General features: G+C 36.9%; 13 protein-coding genes. 5 read left to right on the plus strand and 8 right to left on the minus strand.

Annotated features, from left to right (window positions below):
• The first annotated feature begins 143 nt into the window (after positions 1 to 143).
• The 4 genes from GON26_RS06885 to GON26_RS06900 are packed head-to-tail and all read left to right on the plus strand — an operon-like array spanning position 144 to position 2,941.
• Positions 144 to 578: a thioredoxin family protein gene (locus tag GON26_RS06885; protein WP_160374005.1), complete on the plus strand. Its 435-nt coding sequence runs from the start codon at positions 144 to 146 to the stop codon at positions 576 to 578.
• A 40-nt stretch (positions 579 to 618) separates the two neighbouring features.
• A complete protein-coding gene (locus tag GON26_RS06890) occupies positions 619 to 1,512 on the plus strand; it encodes an FAD:protein FMN transferase (protein ID WP_160374006.1) in 894 nt (297 codons plus the stop codon).
• The gene (locus tag GON26_RS06895; protein WP_202110844.1) at positions 1,509 to 1,742 is read left to right on the plus strand and encodes a DUF4266 domain-containing protein; all 234 of its coding nucleotides are present in this window, start codon (positions 1,509 to 1,511) and stop codon (positions 1,740 to 1,742) included. The genes GON26_RS06890 and GON26_RS06895 overlap by 4 nt, the downstream gene beginning before the upstream one ends.
• Before the next feature lie 17 nt (positions 1,743 to 1,759).
• Complete coding sequence (locus tag GON26_RS06900; RefSeq protein WP_160374007.1) at positions 1,760 to 2,941, plus strand: DUF3570 domain-containing protein; 1,182 nt, start codon at positions 1,760 to 1,762, stop codon at positions 2,939 to 2,941.
• Between the two features lie 182 nt (positions 2,942 to 3,123).
• Here the strand turns inward: GON26_RS06900 and GON26_RS06905 are convergent, their stop codons facing one another.
• A complete protein-coding gene (locus tag GON26_RS06905) occupies positions 3,124 to 4,083 on the minus strand; it encodes a YheT family hydrolase (protein WP_160374008.1) in 960 nt (319 codons plus the stop codon).
• 237 nt (positions 4,084 to 4,320) lie between these two features.
• On the opposite strand from GON26_RS06905, the gene GON26_RS06910 reads away from it, so the two are divergent.
• The gene (locus GON26_RS06910; protein ID WP_160374009.1) at positions 4,321 to 4,812 is read left to right on the plus strand and encodes a hypothetical protein; all 492 of its coding nucleotides are present in this window, start codon (positions 4,321 to 4,323) and stop codon (positions 4,810 to 4,812) included.
• Positions 4,813 to 5,321: 509 nt separating this feature from the next.
• On the opposite strand, the gene GON26_RS06915 is transcribed toward GON26_RS06910, so the two are convergent.
• The 7 genes from GON26_RS06915 to GON26_RS06945 all read right to left on the minus strand — a co-directional run bounded on the left by GON26_RS06915 (position 5,322) and on the right by GON26_RS06945 (position 22,942).
• Complete coding sequence (locus tag GON26_RS06915; protein ID WP_160374010.1) at positions 5,322 to 8,570, minus strand: TIM-barrel domain-containing protein; 3,249 nt, start codon at positions 8,568 to 8,570, stop codon at positions 5,322 to 5,324.
• Positions 8,571 to 8,675: 105 nt separating this feature from the next.
• Positions 8,676 to 11,222, minus strand: a complete 2,547-nt coding sequence (locus tag GON26_RS06920) for an RICIN domain-containing protein (protein WP_160374011.1) — start codon at positions 11,220 to 11,222, stop codon at positions 8,676 to 8,678.
• A 251-nt stretch (positions 11,223 to 11,473) separates the two neighbouring features.
• On the minus strand, positions 11,474 to 13,597 hold the full coding sequence (locus GON26_RS06925) for an RICIN domain-containing protein (protein WP_160374012.1): 2,124 nt from the start codon (positions 13,595 to 13,597) through the stop codon (positions 11,474 to 11,476).
• A gap of 221 nt (positions 13,598 to 13,818) precedes the next feature.
• Positions 13,819 to 14,979, minus strand: coding sequence for a SusF/SusE family outer membrane protein (locus tag GON26_RS06930; RefSeq protein WP_160374013.1), 1,161 nt, complete (start codon positions 14,977 to 14,979; stop codon positions 13,819 to 13,821).
• 18 nt (positions 14,980 to 14,997) lie between these two features.
• Positions 14,998 to 16,890: a RagB/SusD family nutrient uptake outer membrane protein gene (locus GON26_RS06935; protein ID WP_160374014.1), complete on the minus strand. Its 1,893-nt coding sequence runs from the start codon at positions 16,888 to 16,890 to the stop codon at positions 14,998 to 15,000.
• Positions 16,891 to 16,908: 18 nt separating this feature from the next.
• Positions 16,909 to 20,046, minus strand: a complete 3,138-nt coding sequence (locus GON26_RS06940) for a SusC/RagA family TonB-linked outer membrane protein (RefSeq protein WP_160374015.1) — start codon at positions 20,044 to 20,046, stop codon at positions 16,909 to 16,911.
• Positions 20,047 to 20,776: 730 nt separating this feature from the next.
• On the minus strand, positions 20,777 to 22,942 hold the full coding sequence (locus GON26_RS06945; RefSeq protein WP_160374016.1) for a TIM-barrel domain-containing protein: 2,166 nt from the start codon (positions 22,940 to 22,942) through the stop codon (positions 20,777 to 20,779).
• Positions 22,943 to 22,992: the final 50 nt, after the last annotated feature.

Consider the following 22,992-nt stretch of genomic DNA (forward strand, 5'->3'; position numbering starts at 1 on the left):
CTCTGGCCGGTAAAACAATCTGACTCTGCGTTAGATCTTTCCTTTGCTTTACATCGAAAATTAAGCAAATCTTAAGCAAATAAAAAAAATAAGACAGTCCATAATTCGTTATTTCGTAAACACCTTAATAACAACACTGTAAAATGAAACTCATTGCTTTATTACTCCTATTATCAGTACAACCGATAAATTGGGAACCCGACTTTAACAATGCTAAAAAAATAGCAAAAGAAAAAAATGAATTAATACTTCTCAACTTCTCAGGGTCTGATTGGTGCGGCCCATGTATAGTATTACGCCGGGATTATCTGGAAAGTCCAGTTTTTACTGATATGGCCAATGCAAATTTGGTCTTGGTAAATGCTGATTTTCCTAGAAAGAAGAAAAATATTGGGTCTCCGGAACAAATCAAACGAAACGAAGATTTAGCAGAAATTTATAACAAAGAAGGAAGTTTTCCGCTCACCTTTCTTTTGGATGCTGATGGGAAAGTAATAAAAAGCTGGCATGGAAAACCAGAAACATCACCTGAGCAGTGGACTGCAGAAATAAAAGCAATCTGTGAAAGCCGAAAATAACACCTCAAAAAAACACAAATACTCACAGTCCTTAAAACTCATGGGGAACAACTTTACCATTACGGTGGTTGCCGAGAATGAGAATGAAGGAAATAAGAGTATTAATCTTGCTATCGAAGAAATCAGGCGAATCGAAAAACTGCTTACTACTTATAAAGAAGACAGTCAAACCAATTTGATTAACGAAAATGCTGGAATTAAGCCTGTAAATGTAGATCCCGAAGTTTTCTCCCTTATAGAAAGATGTATGGGTATTTCGAAAATAACTCAAGGAGCATTTGATATTTCTTACGGAAGTATTGACAAAAGTTTATGGAATTTTGATAAGACAATGACCAAGCTTCCGGATGCTCAGACCGCATTAAAAATGGTGCATTTAATTGATTACAAAAATATAATCCTGGATAAAGAAAACACCACTGTATTTCTAAAAGAAAAAGGAATGCGTATTGGTTTTGGCGGAATCGGAAAAGGATATGCGGCTGAAATGGCCAAACAATTGCTATTGAAAAACAAAGTGCAAAGTGGTATTATCAATGCCAGCGGAGATCTTTCGGCATGGGGATTACAGCCAAATGGAAAGAAATGGACTATCGGTGTAGCAGATCCGGATTCACCAAATGCTGCATTCTCTTATATGGAAATTTCTAATAAAGCAGTCGCAACCTCAGGCAACTATGAAAAGTTTGTTACCATTAACGGAAAAAAATATTCGCATACCATCGATCCTAAAACAGGACTTCCTATAACTGGAATTAAAAGCGTGACTATCATCGCTTCAAATGCTGAATTTGCCGACGCTATGGCAACTCCAATAGCCGTTATGGGAATTAAAGCTGGACTGTTTCTAATTGACCAGATTCCAGATCTATATTGTATTATCATCGACGACAACAATAAAATTTACACTTCAAAAAACATCAACCTGAAATGAAAAAGCCAAAACAAAAAGCGCTCGTAATATTGTGTAGCATTGCTTTTACAGGCATTCTACTCACTTCCTGCACTTCGGTTAAGGAATACCAAAAAGGAAAAATCAACGATTCTGAAATGGTACTTTCTAACAGGAAAATCGAAAAGACAGAACTCAGTTTTCAATCCTACCGAGAAGGAGCTTCCGGAGCAAATGCAGGGAAAAGCGGCGGTGGCTGCGGCTGTAATTAATTTTCATACTATAAAAAATGAAAAGAATATTCATAACAGGATTTGCCTTACTGGCACTTTTTCAATTAAGAGCACAAAATATCCCAACTGATTCTACCAGCTATAAAAGCAAAAAATTAAAACTTGAGGAAGTAAATTTAGTATCCAGCTACTACAATCAGGATGGAAATAATTCTGCCGTAACTGGAGGAATTGGTTCTGAACATCTTACTGATATTGCCAATACTATAGATGTAAAATTAGTGAAATACGGAGAAACCGGAATCAAGCATACGTTTGATATCGAAGCGGGTATTGATCATTACACCTCTGCTTCTTCAGACATGATCGATTTGAGTGCTAATTCTTCTGCATCATCTGCAGATAATCGCTTTTATCCTTCCCTGACCTATCTTAGAGAAAACGAGGAAAAAGGAAGAACACTGGGAATTGGTGTTTCATCATCTACTGAATTTGATTATCAGTCATTTGGAGGAAATATTAGCTTCTCACAGAAAACAAAAAATAAGAATGGTGAATTTACAGCCAAATTTCAAACTTTTATAGATCAATTAAAGTTAATAGAGCCAGTTGAACTTCGTACTGCCGGAGAAGGTTACGAAAGTGCCAATCGAAATACTTTTGCAGGAACTTTAAGCTATTCTCAGGTAGTGAACCAAAATCTGCAAGTAATGCTTGTGGGCGATGTTATCAGCCAAAATGGTTACTTGAGTCTTCCTTTTCATAGAGTCTATTTTGCAGATGGATCAGTACATCAGGAAAAAATGCCAGATACAAGACTTAAAATTCCACTCGGAATCAGGGCCAGCTACTTTTTAGGAGATAATATAATCATTCGAGCCTACTATAGGTATTATACAGATGACTGGAATCTAAAAGCCCATACCGCAGATCTTGAAATACCCGTAAAATTAACACAGTCATTTTCATTAAGCCCATTTTACAGGTATTATACCCAAACAGGAACAAAATATTTCAGGCCTTATGGTGAACATACCGCAGCAGATGAATATTACACCAGTAACTATGACTTGTCTAAATTTGACAGCAGTTTCTTTGGGATGGGGATGAAATTTACTCCTCTTAATGGGATTTTTGGGCTGAAACACTGGAATACTTTGGAAATTCGCTATGGTCATTACACCAGAACAACCAATATGACCTCTGATATCATTAGTATCAATATTAAATACAAATAACTTTTAATAACTATATATATAAAACCTCTAAAGTCATCTGATTTAGAGGTTTTTAATTTTATTGGAAGATAAAATGTTAGCGAAACATTTAATTCATAAGTCTAAATACAGCAACTTTTATATTTCTATGCCGTTTTAAATAAAAATATCATTTCAATATCTCTATTTTAAGAGAATTAAAATTATTTACAGGATTTAAAAAACTCATACGCTCTTTTCTCTGCATAGGAATACATAGAATTACGGAGCGGAAATGCACAGTGTCCTCCATACTTTGGTGTTTCAAGATAAACATAGGTACTGTCCTGAGCTATGGCTCTGGGGTAGCATCTTTCTCCCAAAAAAGGATCATCCAGAGAATTGATAATTAAGACTGGTGTGGTAATATCTTTAAGAGAAAATTCCGGAGAAACTTGTTGGTAATAATCATCGCGGCTGGCAAAACCATGCAGCGGAGCCGTAAAATAATGATCGACTTCATCAAAAGTGGTAATGCTGTCAATTTGATCGCGATTTATAAAATCTGGAAACTGCGCTGCTTTGTGTTTCAGTTTTCTTTTAATATCAATTGTAAAATTCTTCAAATAGACTCTGTTAAAACCTTGTTTGAGAACAGCAGCACTTGTTGCAATATGTGTGGGAACCGAAACACATACTCCTCCCTTTATACGCGCATCTATTTTTGTCCAGCCAAAATAATTCAGCAGCTGCACACCTCCCATTGAATATCCAATCAGATAAACTTCTTTGAAACCTTTTTGAAAAACAAACTGTACAACCTCATCCAGATCATCGACTGCACCGTGATGATAAAGTCTGGGCAGACGGTTCATTTCTCCTCCACAGGTACGGTTGTTCCATGCGAAAACCGAAAAATCTTTATGTTCAAAATAAACCGCGCAACTATTGTTGTATGTTCTGCGGGAATCTCCTTCTAATCCATGACATAAGATAACCGCTTTTTTAGAATCCTTTAAAATAAAATCGATATTGATAAAATCTCCGTCGTTTAACTCGATTTTTTCTCTTGTGTATTCCGGAGCGTCAAACTTTTTGAACAACGCAGCATAAATAGTCGAAACGTGCCTGTTTCGATGCATTATAGAAGGAGAATTATATTCTGATTGTTCAATTATTGGCATACTGAAAAAGTTTATAAGGTGTGTACTATAAATCTATTCAAATGTAACTTAAAACTGTCTTTTTTATTTCATTTTTATTAATTATTAATGGATATAAATTTTTATTCAAAATTCATTGAAAACCTTCTGCATAGTTCAGATTCTGCAAAATCGTTACGCTATTATGTAACAGCTTCACTTCTTAAATTAATTAAATTTGGGAGGAACTAATTTCTATTACTTTTAAAAAATAAGATTATGAAAAATTTCATCCCGTTTTTACTTTCCATTTTCTTTATTTCTTGCCAGCAAAAAGAAAATAAGATGGATGCTGTTGAAAACAAAACCGATTCTACTGAAACATCACAACCCATCGTAGTGGAAAAAAACAAAGAAGAAAACAAACAAATTGGAGATACCATTTTCCTGAATTCTATTAATGAAAAAGATGTTTTTATAGCGGAAGGTGTTTTAGATTCGATTCATCCGAGGGCATACGTAAAATTTAAAAATGAAGATTTAGGCGAACTGAACGCTAAGATTATTCCAACAACCGGAAAAGGAAATATCCGTTTTAACCAAATTATTTTTCCAGATAATACATCAGATGGTCCATTTGGAATGGACTTAAAAATTCCTGTTAAGCAAAAAGGAAATTATATTTTAGTGATTGGGCATTCGCAAATGGCTGACAGTCCTTTTTGGGGCGAATTCAGGGTAGAGGTTTCAACCATTTCTAATAAACAGTAAATCTTGCTGTGAATTGAAAATCTTAATCATCAGGTTCTGTTATCCAATCTGTTTTTATCTTTCACATCTTATTTGTCACTAACGTTTAGTGTTGTGGCAATTTTTTTTTATAATTTTTGTTTTACCACGAAAACTGTGGCAATTTTTTTATAATTTTCTTATTGCCACAAAAAGTGTGGCAAATCTTATTCTTGTTTTAAAATTGACACAAGAGTTGTGACAAATTTTTAAAAAATTTATTTTGTCACAACTCTTGTGATTTTTTTTATAAATTATTTTTTTGTCACAACAATGGTGACAAAAATATTTGATTACAATTTTGTCACAACTTAAATACATACTGCAGTGATCAACAGAAATAGTACTCTTTGGAGAAAAAACAGAAATTATCCCTGCTTAGAAAAACAAAAAAGCCCATTTCAAATGAAATGAGCTTTTTTGAACCTGAAGTAATCCTGTATCAACTTAGAATCACTATGATCTAAAATTTGAAACTTTCGATAACAGCATTAAATAGAGGGAAAAAGACTGGTTCTGGTTATTTTATCTGATGAAAAATCTACCGAAAGCCCTTGTCCGTAACTTTCCTGAAAATATTCTACACGAATTGGCAAAAGCCCTTTCTTTAATTGTATTTCCGATTTTTTTTCATCAAAACCATGTAATCCATCATTATCAATAACCAATTGGTTGTCTATATAAAGTTTACTTCCGTCATCAGAAGCCAGATAAAACGTATATTTTGCATCTGCCGGAATGTTAACGAATCCGTTATATAACAAACCGAAGTTATTATCGTCATGTTTAATTTTACTCAAATCAAAATCAGGAGCGTAGCCTTTATCAATTGGGGTAAGTGTATTAAAATCCGGCATTTTACTCCATTTCCCTTTGTATAAACTATAGTTTAAACCTGTTTTTTTATTATACAATATTTTTGAAATAACAGAACTGCAAGAACCATCACCCGCTGGACACGCCATAGCATTCACTCGGACCGGAACGGCAACTTCAAACGCTTTGGTATAAAGTTGTGAAGCCGTTGTGGGTACAGAACCATCTGTGGTGTAATATATTTTATCGGTTCCTTTGGGCACAAACGCTACTTTTGCTTTTGTATCCGACTCCAGCTCTCCAGAGTTGCTTGTAAATTCAGGTCTTTCAGCAATTTTTCCGTAGATTTTAAGGAATTCGTAATAAGGCTTATACGCTTTATTGTTTTCGCTGATGGATTGAATCGTTAAGAGCGCACTGTTCCAACGAACAGGAAACCCATCAATTTCTTTCTTAATATCAGCAATATTATATTCTATATTTTGTCCAAATTGCGAAAGAGACATTATTTCGAAAGGACTGTATAAGCCGTCATTCCAATCATGCAAAAGACGAAATGCTTCGAAATTTTTCATGTACTTAATTTGTCCTTTTTTACCTGAAAGAAGCTGTTGATCATATTCTGGGAATTGTACCTCAACTGAAACTTTAGTATTAGTTGGAGATTCCGGTAAATATACACGTGTTTCAAAATCGTTACCGGCGTAGGTCCAGCTGCCCGCTTTGGCTTCTTCACTGTACGGAATGTTTTGTCCGTTGACAGTTACTTTTGTTGGAGGAAAAGAACACGGAAAACGAAGTTCATACCCTCTCGAAGTCAGCATACCAGGAAATGATCCTTCAACCGGAGCTATCACAATACTGGTTTTATTTCCTGTCTGTTCAGATGTTATGGGCGTAAAAGAAAAAGCATTTTTCTTAAAATTGTTGTTATTTCCTTCATCTTCATACAATTTCAGAGCTCCTTTTTTACCTGGATAAAAAGCTAGAATTAGTGGGTTTAGTGGTTTTTCATCGGTTCTTTCTACTTTTGACTGCATCGGAACAATAGCGCCTTCTTTTACAAAAACCGGAATATCACCTATGGTAAAAGGCATCGTAATTTTTTTACCGCCGTTGATTATACTTCCCGTACTGCATTCGTACCATTTTCCTTCAGGCAGCCAGGTTTCGTGTGATAAAAAGACATTTTTTTCCCCGATTGGTTTTGTTATCGGATGTACCATCATATCGCGGCCAAACATATATTGGTTCGGTACAGCATACGCATTCTCTTCCTTTGGATAATCATAATACATGGGATGAACGGTAGAAACTCCTGTTTCGTAGGTATTACGTGCTTCGTTATATAAATACGGTACCAAAGCATATCGCATTTGATAGGCATCTCTCATTATAAGGAAGTTATCCAGCGGATAAGCCCAAATACGTCTTTCGTGCTGTGGAGCAGCCGTAGCATGCGTTCTGAATATTGGACTAAAAACGCCCCATTGAATCCATCTTGTGTAAAGCTCCGCAGTACCTGCATCTCCCTGATGTCCGCCAATATCATGGCTCCAGTAACCAAATCCTACATTGGCTGCAGTGGCCGTAAAATAAGGCTGGTAATTTAATGATTCCCAGGAAACATGCGTATCACCAGAAAAACCAATTTGGTATCTGTGATTTCCTAATCCGCCCCAACGGTGAAAGATAAGCGGACGCACTTTATTTTGGCGCTCCATATCGCTATAATGCACATAATTCAAATAAATAGTCGGATTAACTCCAGGGATATTGGTACTACCCCATTGCTGCCAGTCCAGCCACCAAAAATCTACCCCTGATTTTTCAATTGGATGCAAAACCAAATTCATATAATTCGTTGCAAATTTTTTATCGGTAATATCAAAAGGCACATATTTTTTTGTTGCCGGATCAATTCCCATTGCTTTTGCCATTTCAGGATATACCGCTTCAAAAGGCTGGATTCCCGAAGCCGGATGCAGGTTCAGACAGGTTTTAAGATGCTGCTCATTGGTCCATTTTAAGAACTTTTCCGGATCCGGAAATAAATTTTTATTCCAGGTAAAACCTGTCCATCCAGAATCTTCTCCGGCCTGATCTCTTTGTCTTTGGCCGTTTTTGAAAAATTCCGGTAATGATTTAACGTGCCAGTCCATATCGATTACAAATACATCAAGGGGCACATCATGCATTTTGAACTCGCTCACAAGGTCACGGAATTCCGTATCAGAGTATTCTCTGTATCGTGACCACCAGGCACCAAACGCAAATCGTGGCGGCATCGCTATTTTACCAGCAATATCGGTGAAATCTTTCAAAGCCAATTTATAATCGGTATCATAGGCAAAAAGATATAAATCCTGAGGTTTATCTCCCGGACGCGCCATAACCCACGGCCACTCTGAATTATCAAAAAGTGGGCGTTCGCTATCGTCTATCAGGTACCAGCCATCACGTGAAATTATACCTTTTTCCAATTCTTTGGCCGGACCATCTACTCCATCCAAAGTACGGGTTGTACCCAATAAGTTTTTGGTATTAGCCAAACCTGGTTTCCATGAAACGGGTTTTCCATTTACAATAAAATCTACACTTAAATTTTTGTCGTTAAAGTTACCTGAACCCGTTTTGTATTTAAGTTTTACAACATCGGTAGCAATTTGCAGCACACCATTACTCTCTTTTTTAGTAAATGATGGAACTGGAAGGTTGCGATTCACAAAGGTTAACGAAGCATTGTCTGTAAATTTGCCATCTGCACTCCATTCCATACGTATGACACGAGGAGAAAGTACCGTAAATCTGGCATTGCCTGATACTACGACTGCTTTTGGGTTTGCTTCAGGCTTGTTTTCCTGTGCAAAGAAAGTTGCCGAAGCCAGACAAAAAATGGTAATTAAAAATTGTTTTGTTTTCATATTCTATTTTAAAATTAATCTTAAATAAATACTTTAAATCAAATCATCCAAAAACAGCCTTATAATCTGAACGACTTAATTTAAAGTATATGCTTTTATTGGGGGTTATTTTTTAATAAATTTCTTCATATACTTTGCACCATCAACTTGAATCTGCAAGATATACATCCCTGACGTTAAATTCCCTACATACAAATCGTTGTAGTATTTTTTAGGATTATGAATAAGTCGGCCTTGCATATCATATATTTTTATATCTGCTGCTGCTAAATCTATAGCTGATACAATATGCAGATTCTGACCTACAGGATTTATCAGTATGATATCAGAGCTTAACTCTACCTCAGGAATCCCTAACGTTTTTTCGTAAAATTGCGTTTTCGGAATCACTTCTCTGCCTTGCAGGAAATTAGACCATTCTAATTTGCAGGTTGCTGCACTGCTGTTTTCGAAATATTCTAATTGTATGTTGTATTTCTGACCGGCTACCAAAACAATTTTCCCCCTGTATTCTCCTACGTCATCCAGCCATCCATCAATAATGAGCTGGTCGTTGACCCATAATCTTCTTCCGTTGTTACTCGTTACATAAAACGTATATTCGCCACTGTACTTTGGTTGTATTTCACCTTTCCATCGTACGGTGAACTGATCCGGATTGACACCCGGGCCTGGGGAGGTAAAGGCCCAATCAAAATTAATAGCAGCATCTACCCTGTTCAATACCGATGTTTCAAAATTCATTCCGTTGAAATAGTTGCCAGATATACCTGTTCCCGTTCCCATCATTGGATTTACATCCGGCATTAGATCAAGCTTCCAGCGTTGGGCATCATTATTATTGTCTGTCCATTGCTGAATATTTGTCCCGGGTTCCGAAAGATTATTGTTAACATCCAGACATTTATTAGTGCTTTTATGCGTTAATTTATAATAGCCGTCAGGCATTAAATCCAGTTTCCAGCGTTGTGCGTCATTATCAGTATCATCCCATTGGTGTACATTGGCACCATCGTTACTACTATTATTATCAACATCCAGAACCTGGTTGGTTCCTTTGTGTTTCAACTGATAGAATCCATCATTTTCAAGCGTAATATACCAACGCTGTGCATCGACATTACCACTGTCTGTCCATTGATGCACATTGGCACCTGGTTGAGTGCTGTCTTTGTCAACACTAATCACCTGATTCGTTCCTTTATGTGTTAAGCGATACAAGCCTCCGGAAACAATGGGTGCTTCTACTAATTCCAGTTTCCATCGCTGTCCGTCATCTCCATTATCAGTAAATTGTATTACATTGGCAAGGGAAGCTGTACTGTTTTGATCTGTTGCCAAACATTGGTTGGTTCCTTTGTGAGTTAGCTTAAAATAGCCGTCTGTCATGATTTCCAAACTCCATCGCTGTGCATCATTTCCGGTATCCGTACCTTGCTGTACATTTGCTGCGGATTGTGTACTGCCATTTTCAACTTCTAAACACTGCGTAGTACCTTTATGCGTCAATTTATAAAAACCATCAGATTCCAGCGTGATAACCCAACGTTGCGAATCGCTACCGCTGTCTGTATTTTGATGCACATTGGCACCTGGCTGGCTACTATTTTCTGCCACTTCTAAAAATTGATTGGTGTCTTTGTGGGTCAATTTATAGATTCCGCCCGATACAATTGGGGATATCGGTAATGATGCGCATGAATTATCCGGTACTCTTGGTTTTACTCCATAATTGGTCATGTTAATAGGTTCAATCAAATCATTTGCATTAAAATACATGTGATCAATGGCAATTTTTCTGTCTCCGCTTGACGCATTTTCATACCGGTGATAGACGATATAATACTCATCGCAATCACCCATTTTTATAACCGAATGATGTCCGGGGCCTTTATCTTCGCTATTTGAACTCAGAATAACGCCTTGATAAGTCCACGGTCCCACAGGAGAATTGGATGTTGCATATCGAACATTATAGGAATCATTACCCCAGTACCCATTAGAATACATCATATAATAAATCCCTTTACGCTTTACCAAGTAAGGTCCTTCGGTATAATTTGGGGGCGTTATATCTGTAGAACCAGTAGCCAGAGAAATCATATCGGGATTTAATTTACGTACAGATAATTTACTTTTGCCTGATCCTCCATAATAAATATAGGTCTGACCATCGTCATCTGTAAAAACCATTGCATCAATAATGTCATCAGTAAACGGATCTGTTGCAATAAGCGGAGTACCCAAATCCGTGAAAGGCCCAATTGGTGAATCGCCCACTGCCACTCCTATTTTGACTTCGGCAGTATAATATAAATAGTACTTATTGTTTTTGTAGGCAAGCCCGGGAGCCCAACCGTTATTATCCGCCCAACTGCATTGCGGTCCGATATCAAAAATAACACCTTCGTCTTTCCAGTTCGTTAAATCATTCGATGAATACGCATGAAATTGTTTACCCGCCGATGCCGTAGGATAGATGTAATATTTGTTATTGAAATAATGAATTTCAGGATCTGCGCCCGAAAACAAAGGATTCCTACTGAGTTGTGCCTGCACAGAAGTAACTGAACTTAAAAACAGTAAAAATACCGCAAGACGAAATCCCGATTGCTGTATTAGCCTGTAAATCCTTTTTTTAGTTTGCATCATAATTTTAGTTTAGAAAATTAAAAACACTTTTTGCTAACCCGTTGTTGGATGTAATCAATAAAAATTTAATTAAACACATAGAAAACATAGATTTTATGATTTTGAAAAAAAGGAAATCAAAAAGAAACTCGTTTCTTAACACATAGTCCCGATAACTATCGGGATGTTTTAATGCAAGTGAAACGCCTTTGTGAGTTCAATAAGCTATGTTTCTATGTGTTAAAAATAATTTCATCCAAGGTTTTTTTCTTTTATTTTTTAATGAAACGTTTTGTAATTTTTGTTCCTTCTTTCTCAAAAACAGCAAAATAAATTCCGGCTGATAAACCTGAAACATCCAAACCATTATCCTTTACTTTTTGTTCTAAAACCAAGCTTCCTGTTGAAGAAAAAACACGAACCTGAATATCTTTCATTTCGGTACTAAAGAAAAGCGTGTTTTTAACTGGATTCGGATATACATTTATAGCCGTTGTGGTATCATCAATTTCGGATTTTAAAGCAGATTTTGATGATTTGGCTGCATTTGTGGGTTTTATTAAATCCAGTTTCCAGCGTTGGGCATCGTTATTATTGTCTGTATATTGATGTACATTGGTTCCGGGTTCCGCCAGATTATTGACAACATCCAGACATTGATTGGTTCCTTTGTGAGTAAGTTTAAAATAACCATCACTCATCAGTTCAATTTTCCAGCGTTGTGCATTGGTACCAAGATCTGTCCATTGCTGCACATTGGCTCCAGCCTGACTGCTATTGTTATCAACATCCAGAACCTGATTGGTCCCTCTGTGTGTTAATTTATAAAAACCATCCGCTTCTTTGGTAATTACCCAACGCTGAGCATTAGTCTCATTAGGATTATGCTGCTGTACATTTGCGCCTTGCTGGGTACTGCCGCCGCTCACATCCAGACTTTGATTCGTACCTTTATGAGTCAGTCTATACACCCCTCCGGAAACAATTGGAACTTCAATCAGATCCATTCTCCAGCGTTGGGCATCATTATTTGTATTCGGATTATCTCCCCATTGCTGTACATTGGCTCCAGCCTGACTGCTATTATTATCTACATCCAAAACCTGAGTGGTTCCTTTGTGCGTTAGTTTGCAATAACCATCAGACATCATTTCGATTTTCCAGCGTTGTGCATCAGTACCCAGATCGGTCCACTGCTGCACATTGGCTCCAGCCTGACTGCTATTGTTATCCACATCCAGCACCTGAGTGGTACCTTTATGCGTTAATTTATAAAAACCATCTGCCTCAAGCGTCACAATCCAGCGTTGTGCATCGTTGCCATTGTCTGTGCTTTGCTGAACATTTGTTCCCGACTGGCTCAGGTTATTATAAACATCCAGACATTGATTGGTACCTTTGTGTGTTAACTTATAAATACCTCCCGAAACAATACTTTGTGTAGGACAGGATTGATTTGGCACGCGTGCTGGAACTCCATAATTGGTCATATTAACCGGCTCAATCTGATCGGCAGAATTAAAATACATTCTGTCAATCGCAATTTTTCTGTCGCCTGACGTCCCATTTTCGTATCTATGATAAACCATGTAATATTCATCACAATTTCCCATTTTTAATACGCCGTGATGTCCCGGACCTTTGTCTTCGATATTAGAACTTAATATTTTGCCTCTATACGTCCAGGGTCCCATAGGCGAGGTTGAAGTTGAATATTGTACATTATAAGTATCATTAAACCAGGCTCCATTAGAATAAGTCATGTAATAAATTCCTTTACGCTTTACCATATAAGGCGCTTCGGTATAATTTTGAGGGGTGATATCGGTAGGACCTGTTGCCAGAGAAACCATATCTGCGTTTAACTTGCGTACCACCATCCTGCTTTTGCCAGATCCTCCATAATAGATATAGGCCTGTCCGTCATCATCAATAAAAACATTAGCATCAATGATATCATCGGTGTAAGGATCTGTTCCGATAAGCGGAGCACCAATATCCGTAAAAGGACCAATAGGTGTATTACCCACAGCGACGCCAATTTTGGTTTCGGCAGTGTAATAGAAATAATATTTATTGTTGCGAAAAACTACTGCCGGAGCCCAACCGTTATATTGTGACCATGGGCTATCCGGAAAAAGGTCGAAAATAAGGCCTTCGTCCTGCCAGTTGGTTAAATCATTTGAGGAATAGGCATGAAATTGCGTGCCGTAAATAGCTGTAGTGTAGATATAATATTTATTATTGAAGTAATGAATCTCCGGATCAGCTCCTGTAAATAATGGATTACCAGTTAGCTGTGCCTGTGCAGCTAAACCTATAAACATTAAAAATACAGCAAGACGTCCTCTTAATTTACCACCCAGATTATACTTTTTTATTTTAAATTGTATCATAATTTCTTTTTTTATAGAACATTTTAAAAACTACATTTCTATTTTCAACTTAAAAAAAAAAGAGTTTATAGCTTTGTTTTGAATGCCCATTGTTATTTGATAATCAGTAAAAAAAGTGTAACTAAAAAACTAGAAAGAATCCAAAACTTTCCAATACAAACTAGATTGAAAAGTTTTGTTTTCTTCTTTTAATTGATAATTCAATGACCCTGCAAAATATGCTACAGCTTTTTTAAGGCAATAGTCATTTTAGCCGGATTAACGATAAGTTCATAATTACCAGTTGTTTCTATAACCCATTTATTGTCCGGACTGGCATTAGGCATCAACGACATCGGTATCGGTTCGCCATCTACTATAAGTACAGTACCATTTATCGCTGGCATTAAAGCTCTGCCACCCCAGTCGCCCTGTTGTGTATAAAGTTTAAATTCTCCTGCATCAAATTGTCCTTTATACGAAAAAACCTCAGGATTCTTAACATCCCATGTCATTTGTTTGGCTTTTCCAATATCCCAGCCTATGCCCGTTATTGCATTTCCAACCATATAAATATTTTCATAAGGCACATATCCAAAAACATAAATTCCCTGATCAATATCCAGATAGAACGAATGACGACCAGCCTGGGTTACTTTAAAAACATTATCGGCAGTTCTAGGATCTGTTTCGTTATACACTATTTTATTTCCAGCTATCGGATCATAAGAAGGTAACTCACTGCCCGGTTTTTCGATAACCTTGAATGAACCCACTGAAAAATCTCCTGTAAACTGATAGATGGTTCTTTCGGTAATTTCAGGTAAACTTTTACCTGTACTATAATTCCAATTGCCGCTTATACCATCTCCTACCATAAACAACGGCAAAGGACCTGGACTATAACTTGTAACAGCAAAACTAGATGTAGAAACCTCTGGTTTTTGAAACTGTGGCGTATTATCTACCCTCGCTATTATTTGTACCTCCAGATTCGTAACCACATCTCCTGGGCGTTTAAAATTTTTCAGCAGTAATGAGTTTAGCTCTCCTACGGTATAAGATTTAGTAAAAACACCTGCGGGAATTTCTTCGGTAATGGTAGTACTGACTTCTGGATCTACACCTTCACCAAAATTATTACCTAAGATATCCATACGGAAAAAATAGGTCAAAGTTGTTCCGTCTCCTCTGTTATTTCCTTCTGTCCAGGTAAAAGTGATTGCTTTTTCCTCTTCATTATCTTTAGTCAGTACAAGTTCTTCACTTGAAAGATTTAGTGTCATAGGATTCGCAAAATTGGGGTCCTGAAGCCAATCCTGATTTTCAAGTCCTTTATCTTCACAAGAGAAAAGAACTAAACTCATTATTATAAATGAGATACATTTTTTTATATTTTTCATTTTGATGTTGATTTTTAGTTATTTATCCCAGAAAGGTGCCTGAACTAAATTTGGATTCTTTTCGATTTCAGCCAGATATATTGGAAACCAATAAAATTCCTTTTTATAAACTCTCGTCTGATAGGCAGTTCTGTTGTAAAATTCAGCTGCATTCTTACCGTTAAAATTCATTCCGTAAAAAGGACCATTCAAGACCGTTTCGGCTAATTTCCATCTTCTTAAATCATCATAACGAATTCCTTCTGTACAAAGTTCCACTCTGCGTTCCATTCTGATAATCTTTCGGATGCTTTCCTGATCATTATCAACATGTATATGCAAAGCATCTGAAGCTCCTGTTGTATAAGTTCTTACACCTGCTCTTTCTCTAATTTTATTAATATAAATCAAGATATCTGCATTACCGGGATTAGATTCGTTAAGAGCTTCAGCATAGTTTAAATAAGCTTCTCCTAATCGATATAAAATTCCATGACGCGGTGCAAAGTATCCTAAAACAGGGTTTCTCGTAGGATCTGTTCTTTTTCTCGCTAAATACCCATTTTGTGGAGCATCATGGGTATTATTATTATCTTTTCGACCATTAAAAAACTCCAGTTTTCTACCTTTATCTTTACCTGCGTTGTCACCATCTGTGTACCATGCACCATCAAAATTTACAGCCAGATAAAATCTTGGTTCGCGATTGCAGTACATATTATAAGTACCAGACAACGTTACCAGACCTGGACTTTTTACTTCATTCCATTTTGTTGCTCCGTTGGTCCAGTAGCCATCTTCGCCTGAAAAACCAGTTTCAACATATCCTGATTGTGAGTCGGTAATTGGCAGCCCATTTGCAGTAAAAAAAGCATCTACCAAAGATTGTGTTACACCATATCCTCCAGCTCCTCCGGCTCCACCCGGTGCGGTATGTCTGTCATATTCTCCGGATTCAACACTAGGACGGGCAAACAATACTTCTTTATTTCCTTTACTGGCTTCTATAAGATGCAAATTCTGACATGATAAAAAAGGATCAATTCCTCCATCTGTATTCAGTTCTACATACAATTTATGACCGGCTGCTTCGGCACTTACAATCAAATCTTTACTGGCATCTGCAGCAATTTTCCATTTATTAGCATCATAGGAAGCGTTGAATAATGGTGTACCTTCTTTCGAAACATGACCCGCATAATCCTGATTACCATTTACAAGCGGACTCGCAGCAAAAAGCAACATTCTGGCTCTGACAGCTTTGCACATAATCGATGTTGCGCGACCATATTTACGACCATCTGCATACGAAGCAGGTAAAATTTCTTCAACTTCTTTTAATTCATTATTGATCCAGCTTACAATTTCATCATACGGAGTCTGACCAACTTGTAAGTCGGAAAGATTATAATCTACCGGTGTAATTTCGTCTGGACTAAAAGGAACCGGTCCATAGGTATTTATTAATAAAGTGTAATAATATGCCTTTAAAAAACGACACTCGGCAATCATTAACCTAACATCATCTTCTGTTAAATTTTGTTCCGGCAAGGGTTTAATATTTTTTATAAGCAGATTGCATTCTCTAATCCTTTGCGGAAGATTATTCCAGTAACCCGGACTCCATTGTGAACCTACTGACCAGTCACCCAAAACAAATGGAATTACCTGCCAGTCGTATTGGCGCCATCTTTCAGAGGGAGTCATATCATCTCCTAAAATTTCCCACCCCAAGCTGCGGGTATATCCCCAGGTAGGATCTGGAATTCTGGAATAACATCCCGCCAGCCAATTCTCTGTTTTTGTTTTACTCTCGAAAACGCCGTTTAAAGTAAGTTCGGTATCGCTTTCTTTATCTAAATAATCAGAACACGATGTCGATAATAATAATCCTAAAAAAAGGAAAATCAATTTAAAGTATATATTTTTCATTTTGATTTATTTTTAAATTTATAGTCCTATTGATAATCCAAAAAGAACCGATCTTGTTGATGGATATTTCAACCCATTTCCTGTATCCAACTCTGGGTCCCAAAGTTTAAAATTGGAAGCATACCATAAATTGTTTCCACTGATATAAATTCGTAATCCTTGTAAATAAAATTTCTCCAGTAGTCCTTTATCAAATGTATATCCAACTTCCATTGTTTTTAAACGGCCAAAACTCATGTCTTTTTTCCACCAGGTAGAGGCTACAGCGTTATTCGCATTAGGTCCGTAACTCAATCGTGGCCAAAAAACATCCTGTCTTGGATTTTCTTCGGTCCAGCGGTCTTCATAATTAGAATAAATGTTTCCTAAAGTACCTGTACCGCTTCCTGGTATAAAATTGGCTCCTCCTATCATTCGTTCTGATTTGGCAACTCCCTGAAAGAAAAAGCTTAAATCAAATTGCTTGTATTTTAAATTATTTCCAAAACCATACACAATCTGAGGATCCGTTGTTCCGCCGATAAAACCTTCGTCAAGACCACTTATAATTCCATCACCATTTCTATCTTCATATTTAATATCTCCCGGACGTAATACGGTACCAAATGTTGGCACTGGTAAACCCGGTGCAAGTACACCCGGAGCACTAAAATCATCACTGGTATATAATCCGGTGGCGGTATAACCATATAATGTATTGTTTTGGATGCCTGTTCCGGAACGGTACGTACCTTTTACAGCTTCTGCCTCATCTCTTTCTGTTACTTTATTTTCAACAAAAGTGAAATTGGCACGCCAGCTCATAAAGAAATCAGGAGTTACCTGTTTGTTTAAGTTGAAACCTACCTCAATTCCTTTGTTTTCCATTTTTCCAAAATTAGCCCAGGGTGCATTAATAAAACCGGCCTGTGTAGGAACTGTATTTCTTTCTACAAAAATGTCTTTTCTTTTTTCCTGAAAAACATCTACTGTCAAATCGATCATATTCAGTATTCCTAATTCAATACCAATATCAGCTTTCGCAACTTTTTCCCATGTCAAATCGTTTACTCCAATCTGACCTTCCTCAATTCCTTCAAATTTTACCCCTTGTCCTGTTCCAAAAGTGTAATCTGAATTATTGTTATCACTAATGGTTGTCAGGTAAGCAAATCTTCTATTGGCTCCAATGTTATCATTTCCTACTAATCCATAAGAACCGCGTAATTTAATTTTGTTAAAAACATTTTGAAGAGGTTGCATAAATTTCTCTTCGGTTACAATCCAGCCCAAAGCTACAGATGGGAAAAACCCGAATCGGTTTCCTTTTGCAAAATTTTCTGAACCGTTGTATCCAAAGTTAAACTCTCCAATATATTTTCGATCAAATGTATAAGAAGTTCTTCCTGCCAATCCCTGATGTTTAAAAGCCTGAGGTGCAGTTCCATCATTATAACTATCCTGGTTATACAACAAAAGACCACTTAGATCATGTTTTCCAAAAGTGCGGTTATAGGTTGTATTGGCCTCCAGATAAACGCGTCGGTTACCAAACTGAGCGCTTGTACCATACCCCAGATATTCCTGACCATACGCCTGAACGGTGCCGTGTATTAAACTTCCATCAAGATCTCTTTGCGTAGCTACATTATAATAGTCCGGTGATTTACCACGTGTTATTCTGTTTTCTGAATACGAATCAAACGAGTAGGTAAATTTTGATTTTAGTCCAGGAGTAATGCCTCTAAGGTCTTGTTCCAATGAAACCAAACTTTCAATCTTACTGCCTCCTTGTCTGTAATACCCCTGCTGTGTACTCACTGCCCATGGATTTTCTCTAGCAAAAACCCTAGGAATAGTCCCATCTGAGTAAATAGCCGGATGAACAAAAGGTGTCGTTTCGAAAGCAGTATTAAATAATCCATCGGTACTGCTGTTTCCTTTATTAAGATTTTGCAAAAAACCTCCAATATTAATTCGTAACAAAGTAGTTTTGGATACGTTTACATCTACGTTTGTACGGATGTTAGTTCTGTTCAGTTTTGTTTCTGAGTCATAAGTCTGTTTTGGATCTGCAGAAAGCATCCCTTTTTCGCTATAATAAGAAGCAGTTAAAGCATACCTCAAAATTTCAGATCCTCCGGCAACATTCAAATTGGTTCTTGAGGTAAAGGCATAATCTTTCGTTATGGCATCTATCCAATTTACATCTGGATATAAATCAGGATCATATCCGCTCGCTGTTTTTGAGATACGGTCATCTGTAAACAACTGTGGCCTACCCTGTTCTGCTGCTAATTCATTTAATAACTTCATGTAAGGAGCAGCACCAATAAATTCAGGCAATTTAGTAGGTTCCTGAATAGAGTATTCAGTTCTTACCTGTATCTTTGGAGTACCTACAAAACCTCTTTTTGTATTGATCAAAATAACTCCATTTGCCCCTCTAACACCATAAACCGCACTTGCAGCTGCATCTTTTAATACCGAAAAAGATTCTATTTCTGATGGATCAAGGTCGTTTAGGTTTCGTTCAATTCCATCAACCAATACCAATGGGTTCGTTCCTCCTTTAAATGTAGAGATTCCACGAATTTTGATATCCGACTGATCATAACCCGGTTCTCCAGAACGTTGAACAGCCATTACCCCGGCAATCTGACCCGCCAGGTTGTTCCCTAAAGTACGGGAAGTTCCTACCTGTAATAGAGAAGGTTTTATAGTACTAATTGCTCCTACTACCGATGCTTTTTTCTGAGTACCATAACCAACCACGACAACAGTCTGAAGATCATTGGTTTCTTCTAACATCGTTATGGCAATTTTTTTATCATTATTTAAAGGTCTCTCAACTGGTTTCATTCCGATGTAATTGAACACCAGTATCGCCTTTGCAGAAGATACCGTAATCGTAAAACTACCATCAAAGTCGGTCGTTACGGCATTTTTAGTGCCTTTTTCAAGTACTGTTGCACTCGGTAATGAAAGTCCTTTAGCATCTGTTACTTTTCCGGTTATTTTTACGGGATCCTGTAAATTGTTGTTCTGCGCAAAACTATTTCCTGCACAGAGCATTAGAAACAATAAGCAAATCAATCCCTCCTTACTTAACTTTTTACTCAAGGTAAATAAGCTAAGTTGAATGGATGACGTTTTCCAAGTCGTTTTAATTTTCATTTGGGTTTTGTTTTTTTGGTTTTATAATTAGTTAGTTCTTCAATTAAAATAATTTTCAAAGGATTATTCAAAAATTACAAGCATTCTCTTAACTTGTAAGAATTTATTAAAAGCTGGTATTTTTTAAAGCTTGTTAAATTATTAAGCTCTTTTTTTATTAATACCATAATTTATTAACCTAAAAAATCATTTTAATATTTGACCAAATTATGATATTGGGTATCTAATTTTAGTCTCATTTTGTTTCATAATTGTGTTTAAATGATTCATACAGCCTACTAAAATGTTGTAAATGCGCAATATGAATCAAAATGAATGCTGAATAGAACTTAAATGAAAACCAAATTTTTACAAAAAGATAACATGCAGTTGTTCTTAAAATCCAAAAGATTGGTTCTTCTTTTATTTTATTGCATCATTTTGAGTGGAGAATAGAATTTAAAACTTCGGTAAAATGTAAGAGTAACTAATGAATGATTCCGTTGTGTACTGGTTTAAAACACTAATAGGTTTACTGATTTTTATTCAAAAAAGAGTAGAATCGTTTTAGAACTATCAAATAGAAAATCATTCAAAAAAAATGTACAAAAAAACCAGCGGCTGTATGCTCTTCCAATACCTGATATTATCGAATGGATAACATTTTCCAGGATTAATGACTCAAAGCCATTATCAGAAAGCAAACAAACGCTGGTTATTCTAAACTATTTAAAAAATACTTTTTAATAAACTATTTAACAGTAATCGTAATTCCATTAAGTGTGCCGGTACCTTCATACGTTTTACCATCTAAAAGTAAATGAACGTTTATTTTAGTCACTTCATTACTGATGTTTCTTTTTCCTTCTATATCCGAAACGGTCACTAAAACCGTATCATTTTTTTTCTCAGCAGTAAACGTAAGCATCGCATAATCACCTTTTTCAAACCCAAATCCGTCTCCGGCATCTATATACAATTCTCCTTTGGCTGTACCTTTTGCATCAAGACATACAAAAAGACTTAAAGGATCAAAAGAATTCTCTCCTGCATTTTGTATTATTTTACCGGCTGGAATAATACTTCCGCCCTTAATACTTAGTTTTGCCTGATATTTATCTTGTTTATCCCCTTCGACCAGATTTAATTCTTCCCATATTCCTGAAGGGAGTATTGGGTCTTTTGCGAAAGCAGGAACCACCAAAAGGTTTTCTCCTAATAAAAAAGCCTGTTCTTCAGCTCTTAAACGAAGGTCTTTACTATCTGCAAAAAAGACAGGTGCCATTACCTGCATTCCGGTTTTAGACGACTCATAAAAAAGTGTATATAAATACGGAAGCAAACGATAGCGGCGCTCTAAGGCAATACGGGACGTTTTCTCAATTTCAGGGCCATAAGCCCATGGTTCTTTATCATTGGTTCCTGCACAGGCATGACCGCGCGAAAAAGGCATAAATGCTCCAAACCCCAACCAGTTGGCCCATAAGTCACCACTTGTATCTCCAAGAAAACCTCCAATATCCGGACCACTGAAAGGCTGCCCCGACAATCCCAGTGTAATCGACATCGGAACCGAAAGTTTTAAGTGATCCATACCAGCATAATTATCTCCTGTCCAGGTAGCGGCAAATCGCTGACCACCCAGTAAATTTGATCTTGTCAGAAGAAAAGGACGCTTCGTAGGATTCGCTTTTAAGATTCCCTCATACGATGCCTCCACCATCAATCGGCCGTAGGCATTATGATAAAGCAAGTGCGAACCTTTAGGTAAATTTCCGCCTCCCTTATGTGGTGTATCGTAAGGCATTGTACCCAAGCGTTTATCTTCCGGTAGTTCATTATCATTTACGGCAGGCTCATTCATGTCATTCCAGACACCATCAATACCGGTACTTAAATAATCTTTATACAATCCTGACCACCATTTTCTTGATTTTGGATCAGTAAAGTCAGGAAATACACAATCACCCGGCCATACTTTACCGTGGTATTCTTCTCCGTCATTTTTCATTACCCAAACATCGTTTTGGGTTCCTGATTGATAAACGCTGTAATCCTTATCCACTTTTACTCCGGGGTCTATCATATAAACGGCCTTAAAACCTTTTTTATGCAAATTATCATTTAAGACTTTTGGATTTGCAAATCGAATACTGTCGAATGTAAACACTCTGTATCCTTGCATATAATCAATATCCATCCAGATCACATCGCATGGGATTTTCTTCTCTCTGAACGTATCAGCTATTTCCATGACACGTTTTTCACTATCATAAGAAAATCTGCATTGGTGATATCCTAAGGTCCATCTGGCAGGCAATTTAATCGTTCCTGTTAATTCAGAAAGTCCTTTTAGCACTTCCTGAGGCGATTTTCGGTCAATTATATATACTCTGAACAAAGCACCTTCAGAATTATACATAATCTGATCCGAATTGGTTATCAACTCCGCTTTCCAGGTACTATCAAACAAAATCCCGAAAGCTGAACCGTCTTTGCGAACGCCCATAACCCACGGATGCGTCTGGTACAGTCTTTTTCCGCCCTCTACGCTGTAGGCACCGGTATCGGTATTCCATAATTTTATAGACTGTCCGTTACGTAACAGCGGTCCGGTAACTTCTCCTCCACCATACAGACTTACATCACCTTCAAGTTTTAAAACGGCGCTTGCTTTGTTATTTTTTACTGTAAATTCAGGAATTAAGGACCAGTCAGCAGGAATTTTTCCTTTAGAAGAAACTTCTGCCGCCAAAATCAGGGACGGTGTTTTGTTTTTATCAAAACCTTTAGGAATAAATTCTACTATTCGGTCTCCTACTGCTGTTTTTTTATGCAATGGAACTTCCTGAGCGGTAGATTTAACTATTCCTAGTAAAAAAATAAGGACTGAAAATGATAGGGTTTTTAAATTCATGTTAAAAACTTTACTGTTATGAAACGATTACAAATCAATATTGACAAATC

Origin of the sequence: Flavobacterium hydrocarbonoxydans, from assembly GCF_009789235.1 — a bacterium.
GTDB classification, from domain to species: Bacteria; Bacteroidota; Bacteroidia; order Flavobacteriales; family Flavobacteriaceae; genus Flavobacterium; species Flavobacterium hydrocarbonoxydans.

Coding starts and splice junctions, on each gene's coding strand:
- GON26_RS06945 (WP_160374016.1), bottom strand. CDS start 22,942: ATGAATTTAAAAACCCTATCATTTTCAGTCCTTATTTTTTTACTAGGA.
- GON26_RS06915 (WP_160374010.1), bottom strand. CDS start 8,570: ATGAAAACAAAACAATTTTTAATTACCATTTTTTGTCTGGCTTCGGCA.
- GON26_RS06940 (WP_160374015.1), bottom strand. CDS start 20,046: ATGAAAATTAAAACGACTTGGAAAACGTCATCCATTCAACTTAGCTTA.
- GON26_RS06920 (WP_160374011.1), bottom strand. CDS start 11,222: ATGATGCAAACTAAAAAAAGGATTTACAGGCTAATACAGCAATCGGGA.
- GON26_RS06910 (WP_160374009.1), top strand. CDS start 4,321: ATGAAAAATTTCATCCCGTTTTTACTTTCCATTTTCTTTATTTCTTGC.
- GON26_RS06890 (WP_160374006.1), top strand. CDS start 619: ATGGGGAACAACTTTACCATTACGGTGGTTGCCGAGAATGAGAATGAA.
- GON26_RS06885 (WP_160374005.1), top strand. CDS start 144: ATGAAACTCATTGCTTTATTACTCCTATTATCAGTACAACCGATAAAT.
- GON26_RS06935 (WP_160374014.1), bottom strand. CDS start 16,890: ATGAAAAATATATACTTTAAATTGATTTTCCTTTTTTTAGGATTATTA.
- GON26_RS06900 (WP_160374007.1), top strand. CDS start 1,760: ATGAAAAGAATATTCATAACAGGATTTGCCTTACTGGCACTTTTTCAA.
- GON26_RS06930 (WP_160374013.1), bottom strand. CDS start 14,979: ATGAAAAATATAAAAAAATGTATCTCATTTATAATAATGAGTTTAGTT.
- GON26_RS06925 (WP_160374012.1), bottom strand. CDS start 13,597: ATGATACAATTTAAAATAAAAAAGTATAATCTGGGTGGTAAATTAAGA.
- GON26_RS06905 (WP_160374008.1), bottom strand. CDS start 4,083: ATGCCAATAATTGAACAATCAGAATATAATTCTCCTTCTATAATGCAT.
- GON26_RS06895 (WP_202110844.1), top strand. CDS start 1,509: ATGAAAAAGCCAAAACAAAAAGCGCTCGTAATATTGTGTAGCATTGCT.